The sequence below is a fragment of the Streptomyces sp. NPDC021093 genome, assembly GCF_044333135.1.
Classification (GTDB): domain Bacteria; phylum Actinomycetota; class Actinomycetes; order Streptomycetales; family Streptomycetaceae; genus Streptomyces.
Map to the genome: position 1 here is coordinate 152215 of NZ_JBIRQJ010000012.1, position 19506 is coordinate 171720.

The window sequence follows — 19506 nt, forward strand, 5'->3', positions numbered from 1 at the left end:
TCCAGCCCTTTTGGATTCAAGTAGAAGCAACCGGCTGCAAGAGGCTTCAAGTGGTGAGCGACCCGGAGTTGTGACCCACTGGTAGTCCGCTTGAAGTGCCTGCCCCCCACGGACATGCCCGGCAACGCGGCCGGGCCCAGGAGTTCACGTGACCAGCACCACGACACCGTCGTCATCCGGAGGCCAGCAGGCCGCTCCGGAGCACCTCGGCCATGTCATCTTCATCACGGCCGCGGCCGCGATGGGCGGCTTCCTCTTCGGCTACGACAGCTCGGTGATCAACGGCGCCACCAAGGCCATCGGTGCCAAGTACGACATCGGTTCCGGAGCCCTCGGGCAGGTCATCGCCGTCGCACTGATCGGTTGTGCCGTGGGTGCCGCGACCGCAGGCCGGATCGCCGACCGGATCGGCCGCATCCGGGTCATGCAGATCGCCGCCGTGCTGTTCACCATCAGCGCCGTCGGTTCCGCACTGCCCTTCGCGCTGTGGGACCTCACCATGTGGCGCTTCCTCGGCGGCATCGCGATCGGCATGGCCTCGGTGATCGGCCCGGCCTACATCGCGGAGGTCGCCCCGCCCGCCTACCGAGGGCGCCTCGGCTCCTTCCAGCAGGGCGCGATCGTCCTCGGCATCGCGATCTCCCAGCTCGTCAACTGGGGCATCCTCAACTGGGCCGGAGGCGACGACCGCCACAAGGTCTTCGCCGGTCTCGAAGCCTGGCAGGTCATGCTCGGCGTGATGGTCATCCCCGCCGTGATCTACGGTCTGCTGTCCTTCGCCATTCCCGAGTCACCCCGCTTCCTGATCTCCGTCGGCAAGACCGAGAAGGCCAAGAAGATCCTGGCCGAGGTCGAGGGCGAGCACATCGACCTGGACGCCCGGGTCGCCGAGATCGAGCAGGGCATCCGCAGCGACCACAAGTCGACCTTCAAGGACCTCCTGGGCAGCAGGTTCGGCTTCCTGCCGATCGTCTGGATCGGCATCGGCCTCTCCGTCTTCCAGCAGCTGGTCGGCATCAACGTCGCCTTCTACTACTCGGCGACGCTGTGGCAGTCGGTGGGCATCGACCCGAGCGACTCGTTCTTCTACTCGTTCACCACGTCGATCATCAACATCGTCGGCACCGTGATCGCGATGATCTTCGTCGACCGGATCGGCCGCAAGCCGCTCGCCCTGATCGGCTCCGTCGGCATGACGGTCGCCCTCGCCTTCGAGGCCTGGGCCTTCTCCGCCGACATGGTGAACGGCAAGCTGCCCGACACCCAGGGCATGGTGGCCCTGATCGCCGCCCATGTCTTCGTGCTCTTCTTCGCCCTGTCGTGGGGTGTCGTCGTCTGGGTCTTCCTCGGCGAGATGTTCCCGAACCGGATCCGCGCCGCGGCCCTCGGTGTGGCCGCGGCCGCCCAGTGGATCGCCAACTGGGCGATCACGGCGAGCTTCCCGTCCCTGGCGAGCTGGAACCTCTCCGGGACGTACGTCATCTACACGTTCTTCGCGGCCCTCTCGATCCCCTTCGTGCTCAAGTTCGTGAAGGAGACCAAGGGCAAGAGGCTGGAGGAGATGGGCTAGTCCTGGCCCGCTTCACCTGCTCCGCCCGCTCCACCCGCTGCCCCGGCTCGTTCCTTGAGCCGGGGCAGCGCCCTTTCTGCGAAGAGGCTGAGGCTGCTACGGCCCTCCTCCACCGGCATCCCGCCGCACAGCGGGTGCAGGACGAGGCTCTGCGCGTCCAGGTCCGCGCACTGCTCCGGCGTGAGGATCCGGTAGACCCCCTCGGCGCGCAGCTCCTCGACGGTGCGCGCGGTGGAACGTACCGCCGAGCGGATGTCCTTCGACTGCCAGGAGGCGTACGTCCTGGCCTCGTGCAGGAAGTGCTTGCCGTACGTCGCCCAGGCGCGGTCCGGGTCCTCGCTGAGGTGCAGCAGCGGGGTCTCGGCGCCGGGCATCATGCAGAAGCCCCGGGTGCCGTGGGCCGTGCACTGCTCCTCGTAGTACGCGGCCAGCTCCGGCAGGTGCGCGCTCGGGAAGAACGGCAGCCCGAGCCTGGCCGCACGCCGGGCGGCCGCCCGGGAGCTGCCGCCGACCAGGAGCATCGGATGCGGCTGGGTGTACGGGCGCGGAGTGACGCGGACGGTCCGGCCCCGGAAGGTGAAGGGCTCGCCCGACCAGGCCTTGAGCAGCGTCTCCAGGAGCTCGTCCTGGAGCTTGCCGCGCCGGCCCCACTCCGCGCCCAGCTGCTCGTACTCCTCGGGGCGGTAGCCGATCCCTGCGACCGTGACCAGGCGGCCGCCGCTCAGCAGGTCGAGCACGGCGATGTCCTCGGCCAGGCGCAGCGGATCGTACAGCGGGCCGATGATCGCGGAGACGGTGACGGCGATGCGCTCCGTCGCGCCGAAGACGGCGCCCGCGAAGGCGAAGGGGGAGGGCAGCCAGCCGTTGGCGGCGCCGTGGTGCTCCTCGGTCTGGACCGTGTCGATGCCGTGCTCGTCGGCGTACGCGGCCATCTCCAGGGCGGCGCGGTACCGCGCCCTCAAAGAGGCGGGGGTCGCATCGGGCTCGACCAGGTTGAACCGGACCACTGAATGGGCCATGACGCGAAGTCCCCCTCCGCCGGTGTGGGATGGCGAAGGGGGACGTTAGCTGGCGATGCGTCAGATGGACAGGCTTTCGGCGGCCTCGGTGGACTTGGGGCCGGGCTCCGGGGCCTGGGCCCGCGGCAGCACCGCGTACAGGACGGCCGCGGCGACGATCGTGACGACCCAGCCGAGGCCGTTCGCGCCGAGCCAGGTGGTGGCCAGCGGGCCGGTGAACCACTCGACCTTCGTGAAGAGCAGACCGACCACCAGCGCCACGCCCCACGCGATCATCGCGGACCAGGCGAAGCCGCCGCTGTACCAGTACGCGCTGGTGCGCGTGGTGTCCATCAGCGCCTCGCCGTCGTACGAACGGCGCTTGAGCATGTCGACGCCGAAGACGCCGATCCACGCCGAGAACGCCACCGCGAGCAGCGTCAGGAACGAGATGAACGAGCCGATGAAGCTGGTCGCCACCACCATCAGCAGGAAGCCGAAGATCAGGCTGATGATCGCGTTCACGCTGACCGCCCAGGCGCGCGGCACCTTGATGCCGAGGGTCTGCGCGGTGAAACCGGCCGAGTACATCGACATCGAGTTGATCAGCAGCATCCCGATCAGGGCGATGACCAGGTACGGAACGGAGATCCACATCGGCAGCAGCTCACCGATGAAGGACACCGGGTCCTGCGCGCTCGCCAGGTTCGGGGTGGAGACCGCCATCACCGCGCCCATCAGGACCATCGGCAGGACGACGATGTCGGCGCCGCCGATCGACGCACCGACCATGCCCTTCGACGAGGCGTTGCGCGGCAGGTAGCGGGTGAAGTCGGGACCGGAGGGGACCCAGCTGATGCCGCCCGCGGCGATCGTGCCGATGCCCGCGATCAGCATCGCCGTCGAACCGGCGGGCTTGGCGAAGACGGACGACCAGTCGGTGTTGGCGATCAGGTAGACGAGGACCAGCACGCTGAAGACGCCGAAGAGGTACGTCGACCACTTCTGGCAGACGCGCAGCGCGTTGATGCCCAGACCCGACACGACGAAGGTGCAGGCCACGAAGAGGAGCAGGGTGACGACCACGAGGGTGGTGTTGCTCTTCACACCGAAGAGCAGGTCGAGCACGGTCAGGACGGCGTACGCACCGGTGACCGCGTTGATCGTCTCCCAGCCCCAGCGCGCCACCCAGATCAGCGAACCGGGGAAGAGGTTGCCGCGCTGGCCGAACACGGCCCGCGAGAGCGCCATGCCGGGCGAGCCGCCGCGCTTGCCGGCGATCGAGATCAGGCCCACCAGGCCGTACGAGACGATCGGCGCGGTGATCGCGACGACCAGCACCTGCCAGAAGTTCAGGCCGTTGAACACGATCAGCCCGGCGCCCATGGTGAGCAGCAGCACACTGATGTTCGCCGCCACCCAGGTCGGGAACAGCTCACGGACGTGACCGTTGCGCTCGTTGTCGGGGACCGGTTCGAGTCCTCGGGTCTCGACCGTGCCTTCGGATGCGGCGGTGGGTTCGGCAGTGGTGCTCATGGTGTGGGGGTTCCGTGCCTCTCGCTCGGCGCGCGACGTTGCGGGCCGGTGGGGGAGTAATCGGTTTGGACTCTACGCGCGTGGATAGGGGTGCGGCCATCGTACTTTGACCCGACTGCGCCCCGGAAAAGGGGTATGTCGCTTGGAGGAAGTGCCAAGGAGGGCCCGGGGATGCCCGGTGGCCGATACTGGGGGGGTTATGGACATCCTCATCCTTGCTGTAGTCATCGCCCTGGTCGCGGTCGGCGCGATCAGCGGGCTCGTGGTCAGCAGCCGCAAGAAGAAGCAGCTGCCGCCCTCCACGCCGCCGAGCACGCCGACCATCACTGCCCCGCCCGCCGAACCTCAGGTCGGCGAGGACGCCGCTCCGCCGAAGGACGAAGCGCGCCGCACCATCGAGGAGGTCGACCTCCCCGCGGCTCCCGACGCGCCCGTCGCCGCCGAGGAGCCGGTCGTCGAGCCGGTGCCCGAAGCACCCGTGCTCGACGTGCCCGAGCCCACCGCCGGCCGCCTGGTCCGCCTGCGCGCCCGGCTCGCCCGCTCCCAGAACTCGCTCGGCAAGGGTCTGCTCACGCTGCTCTCGCGCGACAACCTCGACGAGGACACCTGGGAGGAGATCGAGGACACCCTCCTCACCGCCGACGTCGGCGTCGCCCCCACCCAGGAGCTCGTCGAGCGCCTGCGGGAGCGGGTCCGGGTCCTCGGCACCCGCACCCCCGACGAACTGCGCAACCTGCTCCGCGAGGAGCTGCTGAACCTCATCGGCACCGACTTCGACCGCGCCGTGAAGACGGAGAGCGGCGTCGACACCCCGGGCGTCGTCATGGTCGTCGGCGTCAACGGCACCGGCAAGACCACCACCACCGGCAAGCTCGCCCGCGTGCTCGTCGCCGACGGCCGCTCGGTCGTGCTCGGCGCGGCCGACACCTTCCGTGCCGCCGCCGCCGACCAGCTCCAGACCTGGGGCGACCGGGTGGGCGCCCGTACGGTACGGGGCCCGGAGGGCGGCGACCCGGCGTCGATCGCCTTCGACGCGGTCAAGGAAGGCATCGCCGAGGGCGCGGACGTCGTGCTCATCGACACGGCGGGACGCCTGCACACCAAGACCGGGCTCATGGACGAGCTCGGCAAGGTCAAGCGCGTCGTCGAGAAGCACGGCCCGCTCGACGAGGTGCTGCTCGTACTCGACGCCACCACCGGGCAGAACGGCCTGGTCCAGGCGCGGGTGTTCGCGGAGGTCGTGGACATCACCGGCATCGTGCTGACCAAGCTCGACGGCACCGCCAAGGGCGGCATCGTCATCGCCGTCCAGCGTGAACTGGGCGTACCGGTGAAGCTGGTGGGTCTCGGCGAGGGCGCGGACGACCTGGCTCCGTTCGAGCCGGAGGCATTCGTGGACGCGCTGATCGGGGACTGAGTCCCGGACGCGCGAGGGACTTCGGTCCGGTCGTGCGAGGGACTTCGGTCCGGACGCGTACGTATGAGGAGGGGCGCCACCTGAATTCAGGTGGCGCCCCTCCTCATACGTACGGCCGTCAGGCCAGGTGCCGGTGGCAGATGTACGCCAGCGTGCCCAGCAGCAGTCGTGCCTGCGGGGGCTTCGTCGCCGTGTCGAGGGACGGCGGGCGCAGCCACTGGACGTGGCCCAGGCCCGCGTGGTCCGACGGGGGAGCGGTGACGTACGAACCGGGGCCCAGACAGCGCAGGTCCAGGTCCGCGTCGTCCCAGCCCATCCGGTAGAGCAGCTCCGGCAGCGCCGCCGCGGCGCCGGGCGCCACGAAGAAGTGCGCGCGGCCGTCCGGCGTCACGCTCACCGGGCCGAGCGGAATGCCCATCCGCTCCAGCCTGATCAGCGCCCGCCGGCCCGCGGCCTCCGCCACCTCCAGCACGTCGAACGACCTGCCCACCGGCAACAGCACCGCGGCGCCGGGGAACTGCGCCCAGGCCGCCGTCACCTCGTCCAGCGTCGCCCCGGCGGGCACCACCTGCGCGAAGTCGAAGGGGTGGGCGCCGGGCGCCGGGCAGGACGCGTCGCCGCAGGAGCAGACGCCCGCCGCGGCCCTCGCTCCCGGGACGACGTCCCAGCCCCACAGTCCGGTGTACTCCGCCACCGCCGTGCCCTCTGACGTACGGCCGCGCCGCCGCGTGCCGGAGCGCATGTCCCGGATGCCGCCGATCGTGAAGCCCATGCCCCCTCCAACGGGTCGAACTCGCCGGTGGTTACGACGCGGAACAGGCCGATGACACTCCGTCATGCCGCGTCATGTCGGCGGTACCGCCGATCCGGCCTCGGCGGCGCTCCGGGACGCCCGGGGTGGTGCGGAGGCCGCGCGCGCTCCGGCGTGCGTCGCTCCACCCGCTCCTGATCGTCCTGTGTCAAGTGAATCGCGCCTGCCCGCAGGGGAGTTCACTCGGAGGGGTGGCGAATGGTGGCGTTTCTGTAAGTGCCCTCGCCGGAGGGGTGATCGTAGGATTACTTTCGGTGCATGGACCCCGGAGGTGCGCGCATTCATGGGTATGCCGGAGGCAAGCCGGATTCCCGTTCGAGGGGGCGCATTCTGCGGACAGAAGGGCCCAACTCACGGCATTCTGTAAGGGGTTCACACGGAGGATGTGTGTACGCACAGGATTTCCGGAGCGCGGTGTGCGGCCCGCTCCGGGCGACGGAATGGGGGCGCTCCCGTGGGCGGCAGCACCGCTAGTGGTGGAAACGCTGGAAAGCGCCCGAACGAGCAGCTCGGTTCGTGGTTCGCGCGCAGCGGCTGGTCCAAGGGCGAGCTGGCGCGCCAGGTGAACCGCCGGGCGCGCCAGATGGGCGCGCACCACATCAGCACCGACACCTCCCGGGTGCGCCGCTGGCTGGACGGCGAGAACCCGCGCGAGCCCATTCCACGCATCCTCTCGGAGCTGTTCTCCGAGCGCTTCGGCTCCGTCGTCGCCATCGAGGACCTCGGTCTGCGCGCCGCGCACCAGTCGCCCTCCGTGTCCGGCGTCGACCTCCCGTGGGCCGGGCCGCAGACCGTCTCGCTGCTCAGCGAGTTCTCCCGCAGCGACCTGATGCTGGCCCGCCGGGGCTTCCTCGGCTCCTCCCTCGCCCTGTCGGCGGGGCCCGCGCTCATCGAGCCGATGCAGCGCTGGCTGGTCCCCTCGACGCCGGGCGACCCCGGGCCCGCGGAGTCGTCCGCCACCTCCCGCCGGCCGTCCAGACTGTCCGAGCCGGAGCTGCAACTCCTCGAATCCACCACCGTGATGTTCCGCCAGTGGGACGCCCAGTGCGGCGGCGGACTGCGCCGCAAGGCCGTCGTCGGCCAGCTGCACGAGGTCACCGACCTGCTCCAGGAACCGCAGTCCACCGCCACCTCGAAGAGGCTGTTCCGGTGCGGGGCCGAACTGGCCGAGCTGGCGGGCTGGATGAGCTACGACATCGGGCTCCAGCCCACCGCCCAGAAGTACTTCGTGCTCGCCCTGCACGCCGCCAAGGAAGCGGGCGACAAGCCCCTGGGCTCGTACATCCTCTCCAGCATGAGCCGGCAGATGATCCACCTCGGGCGCCCCGACGACGCACTGGAACTGGTCCATCTCGCCCAGTACGGCAGCCGTGACTGCGCCACCTCGCGCACCCAGGCCATGCTGTATGCGATGGAGGCCCGGGCGTACGCCAACATGGGCCAGCCCAGCAAGTGCAAACGGGCCGTGCGGATGGCCGAGGACACCTTCACCGACGCCGGACTCGACGACGAGCGCGATCCCGACTGGATCCGCTTCTTCTCCGAGGCCGAACTCAACGGCGAGAACTCGCACTCCTACCGCGACCTCGCCTACGTGGCCGGCCGCAGCCCGACGTACGCCTCGCTCGCCGAGCCCGTCATGGAGCGCGCCGTACAGCTCTTCGGGAAGGACACCGAGCATCAGCGGTCGTACGCACTGAATCTCATCGGCATGGCCACCGTGCACCTCCTCAAGAGGGAGCCCGAACAGGCCGTCCGGTACTCGCAGGAAGCCCTGACCGTCGCGGGGATGGTCAGGTCCGAGCGGGTCAACAACCGGCTCCGCAAGACGGTCGAAGGGGCCGTCCGGGAATTCGGCGACGTGGCCGAGGTGCACGATCTCACCGACCAGTTGGGAGCACAGCTGCCCGAAGCCGCCGAAGCGGTGTAGGGCGCACCTACCCCGGCCGCGACAGCAACCCGATGAAGCCCGACTCGGCTCCCCCACGCCAGGTCACCCGGGCGGCTGTCGCGGTCGGTCCATGTCCACCCGGGATGATCGGCCTGTTCATTTCCGCGTAACACGCACGACGCCATCGTCACTGCGGCGAAACATCCAGCTCCATCCGCCGAAACCGCGCTCCGCCACTCTCTGGGTCCATAACCAGCCACCCCGCACTGGCCGCCCCGAGGACGAGGAGACGCCGATGCCCCCAGGCATCACGACGTTGACGCTTGCCGCAGACGCTCCGACGCTGTCCGCCGCCAACACCGGCTTCATGCTCATCTGCTCCGCCCTGGTGATGCTGATGACACCCGGCCTCGCCTTCTTCTACGGAGGCATGGTCCGCGTCAAGTCCACCCTGAACATGCTGATGATGAGCTTCATCAGCCTCGGGATCGTCACGGTCCTGTGGGTGCTCTTCGGCTTCAGCCTCGCCTTCGGCGACGACATCGGCTCCGTGATCGGCTGGAGCTCGGACTTCGTCGGACTGAGCGGCATCGGCCTCACCGAGCTGTGGGACGGCTACACGATCCCCGTGTACGTCTTCGCCGTCTTCCAGCTGATGTTCGCCGTGCTGACCCCCGCACTGATCAGCGGTGCGCTCGCGGACCGAGTGAAGTTCACCGCCTGGGCGCTGTTCGTCGTGCTCTGGGTGACCGTCGTGTACTTCCCCGTCGCGCACTGGGTGTGGGGCGCGGGCGGCTGGCTCTTCGAGCTGGGCGTCATCGACTTCGCGGGCGGCACGGCGGTCCACATCAACGCCGGTGCGGCGGCCCTCGGCGTCATCCTCGTCATCGGGAAGCGGGTCGGCTTCAAGAAGGACCCGATGCGGCCGCACAGCCTGCCGCTGGTGATGCTCGGGGCGGGGCTGCTGTGGTTCGGCTGGTTCGGCTTCAACGCCGGTTCGTGGCTGGGCAACGACGACGGCGTGGGCGCGGTCATGTTCATCAACACCCAGGTGGCGACGGCGGCGGCGATGCTCGCCTGGCTGGCGTACGAGAAGATCCGGCACGGCGCGTTCACCACGCTGGGCGCCGCGTCGGGTGCGGTCGCGGGCCTCGTCGCGATCACCCCGTCCGGCGGCTCCTGCTCGCCGCTCGGCGCGATCGCCATCGGTGTCGTCGCCGGTGTGGTGTGCGCGATGGCCGTCGGCCTCAAGTACAGGCTGGGATACGACGATTCGCTGGACGTCATCGGCGTCCACCTGGTCGGCGGTGTGCTGGGCTCGCTGCTCGTCGGGTTCTTCGCGACCGGCGGCGTACAGTCCGACGCCAAGGGCCTCTTCTACGGCGGCGGCCTCGAACAGCTCGGCAAGCAGGCGATCGGCGTCTTCGCCGTCCTCGCCTACTCCCTGATCGCCTCCGCGCTCCTCGCCCTCGTCATCGACAAGACCATGGGCATGCGGGTCGAGGAGGACGTCGAGGTCTCCGGCATCGACCGGACCGAGCACGCCGAAACGGCATACGACTTCACCGGGGCGGGCGGTGGCGCGGCCCCGCGCACTCCCCTCCCCGGTCCGACCGTCGCAGCCGGCCCCGCCGCTGAAGCCGGTCCCCCTGCCGAGGCGGGCCCAGCTGCCGAAGCGGGCCCCGCTGATGGCACGAGCAAGAAGGTGGACGCATGAAGCTGATCACGGCGGTCGTCAAGCCGCACCGGCTCGACGAGATCAAAGAGGCGCTGCAGGCCTTCGGGGTCCAGGGTCTGACAGTGACCGAGGCCAGCGGTTACGGCCGCCAGCGCGGGCACACCGAGGTCTACCGGGGCGCCGAGTACACCGTCGACCTCGTACCGAAGATCCGTATCGAGGTCCTGGCCGAGGACGGGGACGCCGAGCAACTGATCGACGTGGTCGTCAAGGCGGCCCGCACCGGCAAGATCGGCGACGGCAAGGTGTGGAGCGTTCCGGTGGAGACGGCGGTCCGGGTACGGACCGGCGAGCGCGGGCCTGACGCGCTGTAACCGTTCCGAACAGTTAGGGAGCCACTGGGTGACGAGCGTGGAAGTGACCGAAGAACCGAACCCCCCGGGACCCAGCGGCTATGCGGCGGCCCGGCTGCGACTCCTCCAGGAGGAGTCGCGGTCCGGGCCGCCGCGCCGTTCCGCCCTCGCCCGCATCACCGACGAATGGGTGGCGGAGCTGTTCCGCATCGCCGCCCGCGAATCGGGGGTGCGGTCCGCCGCGCTGGTCGCCGTCGGCGGGTACGGGCGCGGTGAACTCTCCCCGCGCAGCGACCTCGACCTGCTCCTGCTGCACGACGGCTCCTCGCCGGCCGCGGTCTCGGCCCTCGCCGACCGCGTCTGGTACCCGGTCTGGGACCTCGGGATCGCCCTCGACCACTCCGTACGCACCCCGGGCGAGGCCCGCAAGGTCGCGGGCGACGACCTCAAGGTCCACCTCGGCCTCCTCGACGCCCGGCACGTCGCGGGAGACCTCGGCCTCACGACGGCCCTGCGCACCACCGTCCTCGCCGACTGGCGCAACCAGGCGGTGCGGCGGCTGCCCGAACTGCGCGAGCTGGGCAGGGAACGGGCCGAGCGGGCAGGGGAGTTGCAGTACCTCCTGGAACCCGACCTCAAAGAGGCGCGCGGCGGACTGAGGGACGCCACCGCCCTGCGCGCCGTCGCCGCCTCCTGGGTCGCCGACGCACCGCGCGAGGGCCTCGCCGAAGCCCGCCGCACCCTCCTCGACGTACGCGACGCACTGCACCTCACCACCGGACGGGCCACCGACCGCCTCGCACTCCAGGAGCAGGACCAGGTCGCCGCCGCACTGGGCCTCCTCGACGCGGACGTACTGCTGCGGAAGGTGTACGAGGCGGGGCGCACGCTGTCGTACGCGAGCGACGTGACGTGGCGGGAGGTCGAGCGAGTGCTCAGGTCCCGTTCCGTACGGCCGAGGCTCAAGGCGCTCCTCGGCGGCAGGCCCGCACCCGACCGGACGCCGCTGGCCGACGGGGTCGTGGAACAGGACGGCGAGGCGGTCCTCGCCCGCACCGCCCGGCCGGAGCGGGACGCGGTGCTCCCGCTGAGGGCGGCGGCCGCAGCGGCGCAGGCCGGGCTGCCGGTCAACCTCCATGCCGTACGGCAACTGGCCAAGGTCTCCCCGCAGCTGCCCGTGCCGTGGCCGGCCGAGGCCCGCGAGGAACTGGTCACGCTGCTCGGGGCGGGGGAGAGCGCGGTGCCCGTGTGGGAGGCGCTGGAGGCGGAGGGGCTGGTCACCCGGCTCCTCCCGGACTGGGAGCGGGTGCGGTGCAGGCCGCAGCGCAACCCCGTGCACACCTGGACCGTGGACCGTCACCTCATTGAGGCGGCGGTGCAGGCGGCGCGCTTCACCCGCCGGGTGGGGCGGCCCGACCTGTTGTTGGTGGCCGCGCTGCTGCACGACATCGGCAAGGGCTGGCCCGGCGACCACTCGGTGGCAGGGGAGACCATCGCCCGCGACATGGCGGCCCGGATCGGCTTCGACGCGGCGGACGTGGCGGTCGTCGCCACCCTCGTCCGCCATCACCTGCTGCTCGTCGAGACGGCGACGCGGCGCGACCTGGACGACCCGGCGACGGTGCGGTCGGTCGCGGAGGCGGTCGGATCGGTGTCGACGCTGGAGCTGCTGCACGCGCTGACGGAGGCGGACGCGCTGGCGACCGGGCCCGCGGCGTGGTCGGCGTGGCGGGCCTCGCTCGTCACGGACCTGGTGAAGCGGGTGGTGGCGGTGCTGGCGGGGGACCCGCTGCCGGATCCGGAACCGGTCGCTCTGAGCGCGCAGCAGGAACGCCTGGTGATCGAGGCGCACCGCACGGGCGGGCCCGTACTGGCGCTGCGGGCGCGGGAGGAGGGGGACGCCGGGCTGGGGGTCGAGCTGGTGATCGCCGTCCCCGACCAGCCGGGGGTGCTGCCGGCGGTGGCGGGGGTCCTCGCCATGCACCGGCTGACGGTGCGGGCGGCCGAACTGCGCTCGGCGGAGCCCCCCTTGGCGGGGGCGGCACCCGTCCTGCTGCTGGACTGGCGGGTGGCGGCGGCGTACGGGGGGCTCCCGGAGGCGACGCGGCTGCGGGCGGATCTCGTACGGGCGCTGGACGGGTCGCTGGACCTGCGGGCACGGCTGGCCGAGCGGGAGAAGGCGTACGCGACCGGACGTGCGCGGCGGCGCAGCCAGCCACCCGCGCCGCGCGTGACGGTCGCCCCGACGGCGTCCCGGCACGCGACGGTCCTGGAGGTGCGCGCCCAGGACGCCCCGGGCCTGCTGCACAGGATCGGCCGGGCGCTGGACGCGGCGGGGGTACGGGTGCGCAGTGCGCACGTGTCGACGCTGGGGGCGAGCGCGGTGGACACGGTCTACGTCACGGACCCGGAGGGGGCGGCACTGCCGGGCGGTGAAGCGGCGCGGGTGGCCAAGGCGTTGGAGGACGCCTTGCGGTGAGGCACGAAGGGAACGGCGCCTTCCCACGCACCTCACGGAACGCCGTCGCCCCTGGGGCTCACAGTCCCCGCCCCTGGGCCATCGGTCCCCGTCCGCCGAAAACCAGCGGGCGGGGACTGACGTTTCGGCGGGCCGGATACTCTGGGGGGCCAAGGACTCCGCCCCCAACCCGAGGATCTGCGACCACAGTGTTCGATACCCTCTCCGATCGCCTTTCCGCGACTTTCAAGAATCTCCGGGGCAAGGGCCGCTTGTCCGAGGCGGACATCGACGCCACCGCCCGTGAGATCCGTATCGCGCTGCTGGAAGCGGACGTCGCCCTGCCCGTCGTCCGGGCCTTCATCAAGAAGGTCAAGGAGCGCGCCGCGGGTGCCGAGGTCTCCAAGGCGCTCAACCCGGCCCAGCAGATCGTCAAGATCGTCAACGAAGAGCTGGTAGGCATCCTCGGCGGCGAGACCCGTCGCCTCCGGTTCGCCAAGACCGGCCCGACCGTGATCATGCTCGCGGGTCTCCAGGGTGCCGGTAAGACGACCCTCGCCGGAAAGCTCGGCCTCTGGCTGAAGGGGCAGGGCCACTCCCCGCTCCTCGTCGCCTGCGACCTCCAGCGCCCCAACGCCGTCAACCAGCTGAGCGTCGTCGCCGACCGCGCCGGCGTCGCGGTCTACGCGCCCCAGCCGGGCAACGGCGTCGGCGACCCGGTCCAGGTCGCCAAGGACTCCGTCGAGTACGCGAAGACCAAGCAGTTCGACGTGGTCGTCGTCGACACCGCCGGCCGCCTCGGCATCGACCAGGAGCTGATGCAGCAGGCCGCGGACATCCGCGACGCCGTCAGCCCGGACGAGATCCTCTTCGTCGTCGACGCGATGATCGGTCAGGACGCGGTCAACACCGCGGAGGCCTTCCGCGACGGCGTCGGCTTCGACGGCGTCGTGCTCTCGAAGCTCGACGGCGACGCCCGCGGTGGTGCCGCGCTCTCCATCGCGCACGTCACCGGCCGCCAGGTCATGTTCGCCTCCAACGGCGAGAAGCTGGACGAGTTCGACGCGTTCCACCCGGACCGCATGGCCTCCCGCATCCTCGACATGGGTGACCTGCTCACCCTCATCGAGCAGGCGGAGAAGACGTTCAGCCAGGAAGAGGCCGCCAAAATGGCCTCCAAGCTGTCGTCCTCCAAGGGGGGCAAGGACTTCACGCTCGACGACTTCCTGGCCCAGATGGAGCAGGTCCGGAAGATGGGCTCGATCTCCAAGCTGCTCGGCATGCTGCCGGGCATGGGGCAGATCAAGGACCAGATCAACAACATCGACGAGAAGGACGTGGACCGCACCGCGGCCATCATCAAGTCGATGACCCCGGGCGAGCGCGCCGAGCCCACGATCATCAACGGCTCGCGCCGCGCCCGTATCGCCAAGGGCTCCGGCGTCGACGTCAGCGCGGTGAAGAACCTGGTGGAGCGGTTCTTCGACGCCCGCAAGATGATGTCCAAGATGGCCCAGGGCGGCGGAATGCCCGGCATGCCGGGGATGCCCGGGATGGGTGGCGGTCCCGGCAAGCAGAAGAAGCAGATCAAGCAGGCCAAGGGCAAGCGCAAGAGCGGCAACCCGATGAAGCGCAAGGCCGAGGAGCAGGCGGCGGCCGAGCGGCGCGAGCAGGCGGCGCAGAACGGCGGCGCGTTCGGTCTTCCGGCGGGTCAGGAAGGCAAGGACTTCGAGCTCCCGGACGAGTTCAAGAAGTTCATGGGCTGACGGCCGGTACCGGCCGGACCGGCCGGACGGCTTTCGTACGACACCGTGGGCGCCCTCTTCCGAGGGTGCCCACGGTGTTTTTCTGTCGTAACGTCCGAATATGAGCAACCCTGTGCCGCCGCGCCAGACCCCTGACCAGCCGTGGCGTTCGGAGGGTGCGCCGCCACCGCCGCCCGAGAAGAAGAAGATGCCCGGCGGCTGGGGCAGGCTCGCGATGACCGCGCTGCTCGTCTATCTGCTCACCAACATCGTGCTGGGCTTCTTCAACGAGGGCGACGAGCCCACGATCGCGTACACGGAGTTCAGCAAGCAGGTCACCTCCAACAACGTCTCCAAGATCTACTCCAAGGGCGACGCGATCCAGGGCGAGCTCAAGAAGGAACAGGCCGTTCCGGACGGCGACAAGGACGCGAAGTACACCAAGTTCGTCACCCAGCGCCCGGCCTTCGCCGACGACAAGCTCTGGGACGAGCTGACGAAGGACGGTGTGACCGTCACCGCGAAGCCGGTCGTCGAGGAGCGCAGCTTCCTCGCCAACCTGCTGATCTCGCTCGCGCCGATGCTGCTGCTCGTGGCGCTGTGGGTGGTCATCGCGCGGCGGATGAGCGGTGGCATGGGCGGCGGTGGCATGGGCGGTCTCGGCCGGAAGGCGCCGCCCAAACCGGTCGACGTCGCCGCCGACAAGCGGACCACCTTCGAGGACGTCGCCGGCATCGACGAGGTCGAGGGCGAGCTGTCGGAGGTCGTCGACTTCCTCAAGCATCCGGAGGAGTACCGGAAACTGGGTGCCCGGATGCCCGGCGGCGTACTGCTCGCAGGTCCGCCCGGCACCGGAAAGACCCTGCTCGCGCGGGCCGTCGCCGGTGAGGCGGGGGTTCCGTTCTTCTCCGCCTCCGCCTCGGAGTTCATCGAGATGATCGTGGGCGTGGGCGCGGGGCGGGTGCGCGAGCTGTTCGCGGAGGCCCGCAAGGTCGCCCCGGCGATCATCTTCATCGACGAGATCGACACCATCGGCCGCGCCCGCGGCGGCGGTTCCGGCATGGGCGGCCACGACGAGCGCGAGCAGACGCTCAACCAGATCCTCACCGAGATGGACGGCTTCTCCGGCTCCGAGGGCGTCGTCGTCATCGCCGCAACCAACCGCGCCGACGTCCTCGACCCCGCCCTCACCCGCCCGGGCCGCTTCGACCGCGTCGTCACCGTCAGCCCGCCCGACCGGGGCGGCCGCGAGGCCATCCTCAGGATCCACACCCGGGCGATCCCGCTCGCCGAAGGCGTCGACCTCGCCCAGGTGGCCCGTACGACACCGGGCATGACCGGCGCGGACCTCGCCAACCTCGCCAACGAGGCGGCCCTCCTCGCCGTCAAGCGCAAGCAGACCGCCGTCACCCAGTCCGACCTGTCCGACGCCCTGGAGAAGGTCCAGCTCGGCGCCGAACGCCCGCTCGTCATGCCCGAGGAGGAGCGCCGCAGGACCGCTTACCACGAGAGCGGACACGCCCTGCTCGGCATGGTGCAGCCCGGCGCCGACCCGGTCCGCAAGATCACCATCGTGCCGCGCGGCCGGGCACTCGGCGTCACCCTCTCCACGCCGGACGCCGACAAGTACGCGTACACCGAGGCATACCTACGCGGCAGAATCATCGGCGCGCTCGGCGGAATGGCAGCCGAGCAGGTTGTCTTCGGGGTGATTACGACGGGTGCCGAGAACGACCTGGAACAGGTCACCAACCTGGCCAGGGGAATGGTCGGCCGCTGGGGGATGAGCGAGCGGGTCGGCCGTCTCACCGCGATCCCGTCCGATGCGCAGCAGGCGTACGGACTGTCCGCGGCCCCCGCGACGCTCGACGCGGTCGACAGCGAGATGCGCCGCATCGTCGACGAGTGCTACGCCGACGCGCTGCGCCTCCTGGAGGAGAACCGGCCCAAGCTGGACGCCCTTTCCCGGGCGCTGCTGGAGAACGAGACCCTGGAGGAGGCGGCGGCGTACCGCGCGGCGGGCATCACGCGCCTGACGAAGCCGGACGCGTGACGCCTCTATGAGGAGCGCGGCGCCTTCGTGGTGAGTGCGGCGCCTCTTTGAGGAGGGCGCGCGACAGGGAGGGTCGCGCGGCGAGCCACGGCTCCCGCGCGACGAGCCGCGGCTGCCGCGAGAGCTACGGCCTGCGGGCGAGAGCTAGGGCTTGCGGGCGATCAGATACCGGAAGACGTTCGGCATCCACACCGTCCCGTCCGCGCGCAGATGCGGGTGCAGCGCCTCCGCCAGTTCCTTCTCCACCTGCGCCGGATCGGTCGCCCGTACCGCCGCGTCAAAGAGGCCGGTGGACAGCAGCCCGCGCACCGCACTGTCCATGTCGCCGTACCCGAAGGGGCAGGCCACCCGCCCCGATCCGTCCGGCTTGAGTCCGGCCCGCGCCGCCACGTCCTCCAGGTCGTCCCGCAGCGCGGGCCGCCAGCCGCCGGACGTACGCAGGGTGTCGGTCAGCCGGCACGCCACCCGCAGCACCGCCGACGTGGCGCAGCGCTCCGGAGGACCCCAGCCCGTCAGGACGACCGCGCTGCCGCGGCCGACGAGCGGCACGGCGGCGTCGAGCGCCGGGGTGAGGCCGTCGGTGTCGCCGGCCGCACAGCCGATCGGCTCGAAGGCGGTCACCAGGTTGTACGGAGCAGGGCCGGTGGCGTCCGAGGGGCAGCCGTGGATCACGGCGGCCGCCGTGTCCGGGGCGACCGCGCCGTCGACCAGCCGTTCGCGGGCGAGCGCGATCAGTGCGGGATCGGTGTCGACGCCGGTGACCTTCGCACCCCGGGAGGCCGCGACGAGCAGGGCCAGGCCCGCGCCGCAGTCGAGGCCGAGCAGCCGGGTGGCAGGGCCTACCTCAAGCCGCTCGTACACCGCTTCGTAGAGCGGAACCAGCATCCGTTCCTGGATCTCGGCCCAGTCACGCGCGCGCGTACACACGCGCGTGTACGCAGTGGGCGAGGTCGTGTTCGGGTGGTGCTGGACGAGCGTCGGTGTCATCGAAAGCGCCCCAATCCGCCGAGAGGTCGGTCGTGCTCCGGTGTGCAACCCCCGTGCTGCGTGCGCGTCGGCACATCCCCCCGTATGTCAGGGAACTCCGCATCCGTCCCCACGTCCAGTGGGCAGCGGGCAATGCTTGCGCGCTCCGTGCGTGCGCCCCCACCGACCGCCCCGGCTGCGCCCCCGTACGGGCGGACGGACGTACGGCGTCTGTCCGACGCACCCCGGCCGGTGTGCGGGCGGTTCCGGAGCGCCGGTACTGTCGGCCCCGGGTTCGGCCGTTCCGGTGGGCCGGAGCAGGGACCGCGGACGGCGCACGTGCCACGGGAGCCGACTGCCGCCTCCCAGCAGGCAGTTCGGGTACATGCGGGGACGTACCCGTGGATACGTACCGGCTTGACGCGAGCTGCGTGGGTCCTCCGCAGATCGGCGCACCCTCCCTCGTCGGGAAGCATCAGCGGGAACTGACTGGTACGTGCAAATTATTTGGGATGCCCCGGAATAGGAACACGGGGGCCCTCCGGCTCGTTGTCACGTCGTGAGCACGACACCACCTGTCCTCGCCGCAGAACTGGCGCAGGCGTGGGCCGACATCCAGCGGTACCACCCCGAGCTGCCCGATCTTGCCGCGCCCGAGTCCCTGATCGGAGAGTCCTCGTCCGCCTGCGGCGCGGCTCTCTCCTTCGAACGACTGCTGCACGAGGCAGTCCACGGCATCGCCGCAGCCCGCGGCGTCCGTGACACCTCGCGTGCCGGTCGCTACCACAACCGCCGATTCCTCGCGATCGCCGAGGAGTTGGGCCTGGACCACCCGGAGGAGCCGCATCCCAGCAGCGGATTCTCCCTGGTCGCGCTCAACCCCGAGGCGAAGCGACGCTACCGTCCCACGATCGAGCGACTGTCCCGCGCGCTGAAGGCGCACACGGTCGCCACGGCCGCGGACACCAAGCGCTCCTTCCGCGGCCCCGCCGCCCGGCACGGATCCTCCGGGGGAGGGGTGCGGGTCAAGGCCGTCTGCGACTGCGGGCGCAATGTCCGCGTCGTGCCTTCGGTGCTGGCCCAGGCCCCGATCGTGTGCGGCGGCTGCGGCAAGCCGTTCCGCATCCCGGACGTGGTGGGCGCCGCGAGCTGAGGCCGTCGACCGAGCCCCCGGCCGGGGACCGGCGCTTCGCTGGTGTGTGGCACAATGGACAGCTGTACTCGACAGCCGCACAGGACCCCTCTCTCCTCCGGCTGACGCGTCCATCGGGCACCCCGAGTACCGCAACCCCACGTGGCATCCCGTTGTGCCCAACCACGTCAATACCAGGAGAGACCACTCCAGTGCTCAAGATCAAGCTGAAGCGCCTTGGCAAGATCCGTTCGCCTCACTACCGCATCGTCGTCGCCGACGCCCGCGTGCGTCGTGACGGTCGTGCCATCGAAGAGATCGGCCTGTACCACCCGGTGCAGAACCCCTCGCGCATCGAGGTCAACGCCGAGCGTGCGCAGTACTGGCTGTCTGTCGGCGCCCAGCCGACCGACGCCGTCCTCGCCATCCTGAAGCTCACCGGCGACTGGCAGGCGCACAAGGGCCTTCCGGCCCCGGCGCCGCTGCTGCAGCCGGCGACGAAGGAAGACAAGCGTGCTTCCTTCGACGCTTTCGCGAAGGCTCTCGAGGGTGGCGACGCCAAGGGCGAGGCCATCACCCCGAAGGCGAAGAAGGCCGACAAGAAGGCGGACGAGGCCCCGGCTGACGCCGCCGCTGAGTCGACCGAGGCCTGAGCATGCTCGAGGAGGCTCTTGAGCACCTCGTGAAGGGCATCGTGGACAACCCCGACGACGTGCAGGTCGCCTCGCGCACCCTGCGTCGCGGACGCGTCCTTGAGGTTCGGGTGCACCCCGACGACCTCGGCAAGGTGATCGGCCGCAACGGCCGTACCGCCCGCGCCCTGCGCACCGTCGTGGGGGCCATCGGTGGCCGTGGAATTCGCGTCGACCTCGTCGACGTGGACCAGGCCAACTGAGCA

15 protein-coding genes are annotated in these 19506 nt (G+C 70.6%); 11 read left to right on the top strand and 4 right to left on the bottom strand.

The genetic code is table 11. The features are described from left to right. The first annotated feature begins 148 nt into the window (after positions 1 to 148). Positions 149 to 1570 carry a sugar porter family MFS transporter gene (locus ACH4SP_RS33360; RefSeq protein ID WP_398420538.1) on the top strand — a complete coding sequence of 474 codons (1422 nt, stop codon included), beginning with the start codon at positions 149 to 151 and terminating at the stop codon, positions 1568 to 1570. Here the strand turns inward: ACH4SP_RS33360 and ACH4SP_RS33365 are convergent. Together ACH4SP_RS33365 and ACH4SP_RS33370 are read right to left on the bottom strand one after the other, a co-directional pair. Beyond that, a complete protein-coding gene (locus tag ACH4SP_RS33365) occupies positions 1567 to 2589 on the bottom strand; it encodes an LLM class flavin-dependent oxidoreductase (protein WP_398420540.1) in 1023 nt (340 codons plus the stop codon). The genes ACH4SP_RS33360 and ACH4SP_RS33365 overlap by 4 nt on opposite strands. 60 nt (positions 2590 to 2649) lie before the next feature. Further along, positions 2650 to 4104, bottom strand: coding sequence for a cytosine permease (locus ACH4SP_RS33370; RefSeq protein ID WP_398420542.1), 1455 nt, complete (start codon positions 4102 to 4104; stop codon positions 2650 to 2652). A 199-nt stretch (positions 4105 to 4303) separates the two neighbouring features. On the opposite strand from ACH4SP_RS33370, the gene ftsY reads away from it, so the two are divergent. After that, entirely contained in the window at positions 4304 to 5521 is a 1218-nt protein-coding gene (gene ftsY, locus ACH4SP_RS33375; RefSeq protein WP_398420544.1) for a signal recognition particle-docking protein FtsY, read from the top strand. Between the two features lie 118 nt (positions 5522 to 5639). Here the strand turns inward: ftsY and ACH4SP_RS33380 are convergent, their stop codons facing one another. Then, positions 5640 to 6293, bottom strand: a complete 654-nt coding sequence (locus tag ACH4SP_RS33380; protein WP_398420547.1) for a bifunctional DNA primase/polymerase — start codon at positions 6291 to 6293, stop codon at positions 5640 to 5642. Positions 6294 to 6786: 493 nt separating this feature from the next. On the opposite strand from ACH4SP_RS33380, the gene ACH4SP_RS33385 reads away from it, so the two are divergent. The 6 genes from ACH4SP_RS33385 (at position 6787) to ftsH (ending at position 16510) form a co-directional block, all read left to right on the top strand. Then, a complete protein-coding gene (locus ACH4SP_RS33385; RefSeq protein WP_398420549.1) occupies positions 6787 to 8262 on the top strand; it encodes a hypothetical protein in 1476 nt (491 codons plus the stop codon). A 256-nt stretch (positions 8263 to 8518) separates the two neighbouring features. Continuing rightward, complete coding sequence (locus ACH4SP_RS33390) at positions 8519 to 9940, top strand: ammonium transporter (RefSeq protein ID WP_398420550.1); 1422 nt, start codon at positions 8519 to 8521, stop codon at positions 9938 to 9940. Beyond that, positions 9937 to 10275 carry a P-II family nitrogen regulator gene (locus ACH4SP_RS33395; protein WP_398420552.1) on the top strand — a complete coding sequence of 113 codons (339 nt, stop codon included), beginning with the start codon at positions 9937 to 9939 and terminating at the stop codon, positions 10273 to 10275. Before ACH4SP_RS33390 ends, ACH4SP_RS33395 begins: the two co-directional genes overlap by 4 nt. 28 nt (positions 10276 to 10303) lie before the next feature. Next, the gene (locus tag ACH4SP_RS33400) at positions 10304 to 12733 is read left to right on the top strand and encodes a [protein-PII] uridylyltransferase (protein WP_398420554.1); all 2430 of its coding nucleotides are present in this window, start codon (positions 10304 to 10306) and stop codon (positions 12731 to 12733) included. A 188-nt stretch (positions 12734 to 12921) separates the two neighbouring features. Further along, on the top strand, positions 12922 to 14478 hold the full coding sequence (gene ffh / locus ACH4SP_RS33405; RefSeq protein WP_398420555.1) for a signal recognition particle protein: 1557 nt from the start codon (positions 12922 to 12924) through the stop codon (positions 14476 to 14478). Positions 14479 to 14578: 100 nt separating this feature from the next. Continuing rightward, the gene (ftsH, locus tag ACH4SP_RS33410) at positions 14579 to 16510 is read left to right on the top strand and encodes an ATP-dependent zinc metalloprotease FtsH (protein WP_398420557.1); all 1932 of its coding nucleotides are present in this window, start codon (positions 14579 to 14581) and stop codon (positions 16508 to 16510) included. A gap of 144 nt (positions 16511 to 16654) precedes the next feature. Here ftsH and ACH4SP_RS33415 read toward each other — a convergent pair whose 3' ends face one another. Continuing rightward, positions 16655 to 17497: an SAM-dependent methyltransferase gene (locus tag ACH4SP_RS33415; protein WP_398420559.1), complete on the bottom strand. Its 843-nt coding sequence runs from the start codon at positions 17495 to 17497 to the stop codon at positions 16655 to 16657. A gap of 538 nt (positions 17498 to 18035) precedes the next feature. Between ACH4SP_RS33415 and ACH4SP_RS33420 the strand changes: the two genes are divergently transcribed. The 3 genes from ACH4SP_RS33420 (at position 18036) to ACH4SP_RS33430 (ending at position 19503) form a co-directional block, all read left to right on the top strand. After that, positions 18036 to 18629, top strand: coding sequence for a hypothetical protein (locus tag ACH4SP_RS33420; protein ID WP_398420561.1), 594 nt, complete (start codon positions 18036 to 18038; stop codon positions 18627 to 18629). A 191-nt stretch (positions 18630 to 18820) separates the two neighbouring features. After that, positions 18821 to 19261: a 30S ribosomal protein S16 gene (rpsP, locus tag ACH4SP_RS33425; protein WP_398420563.1), complete on the top strand. Its 441-nt coding sequence runs from the start codon at positions 18821 to 18823 to the stop codon at positions 19259 to 19261. Between the two features lie 2 nt (positions 19262 to 19263). Beyond that, on the top strand, positions 19264 to 19503 hold the full coding sequence (locus ACH4SP_RS33430; RefSeq protein WP_362416302.1) for an RNA-binding protein: 240 nt from the start codon (positions 19264 to 19266) through the stop codon (positions 19501 to 19503). The last annotated feature ends 3 nt before the right edge of the window (positions 19504 to 19506 follow it).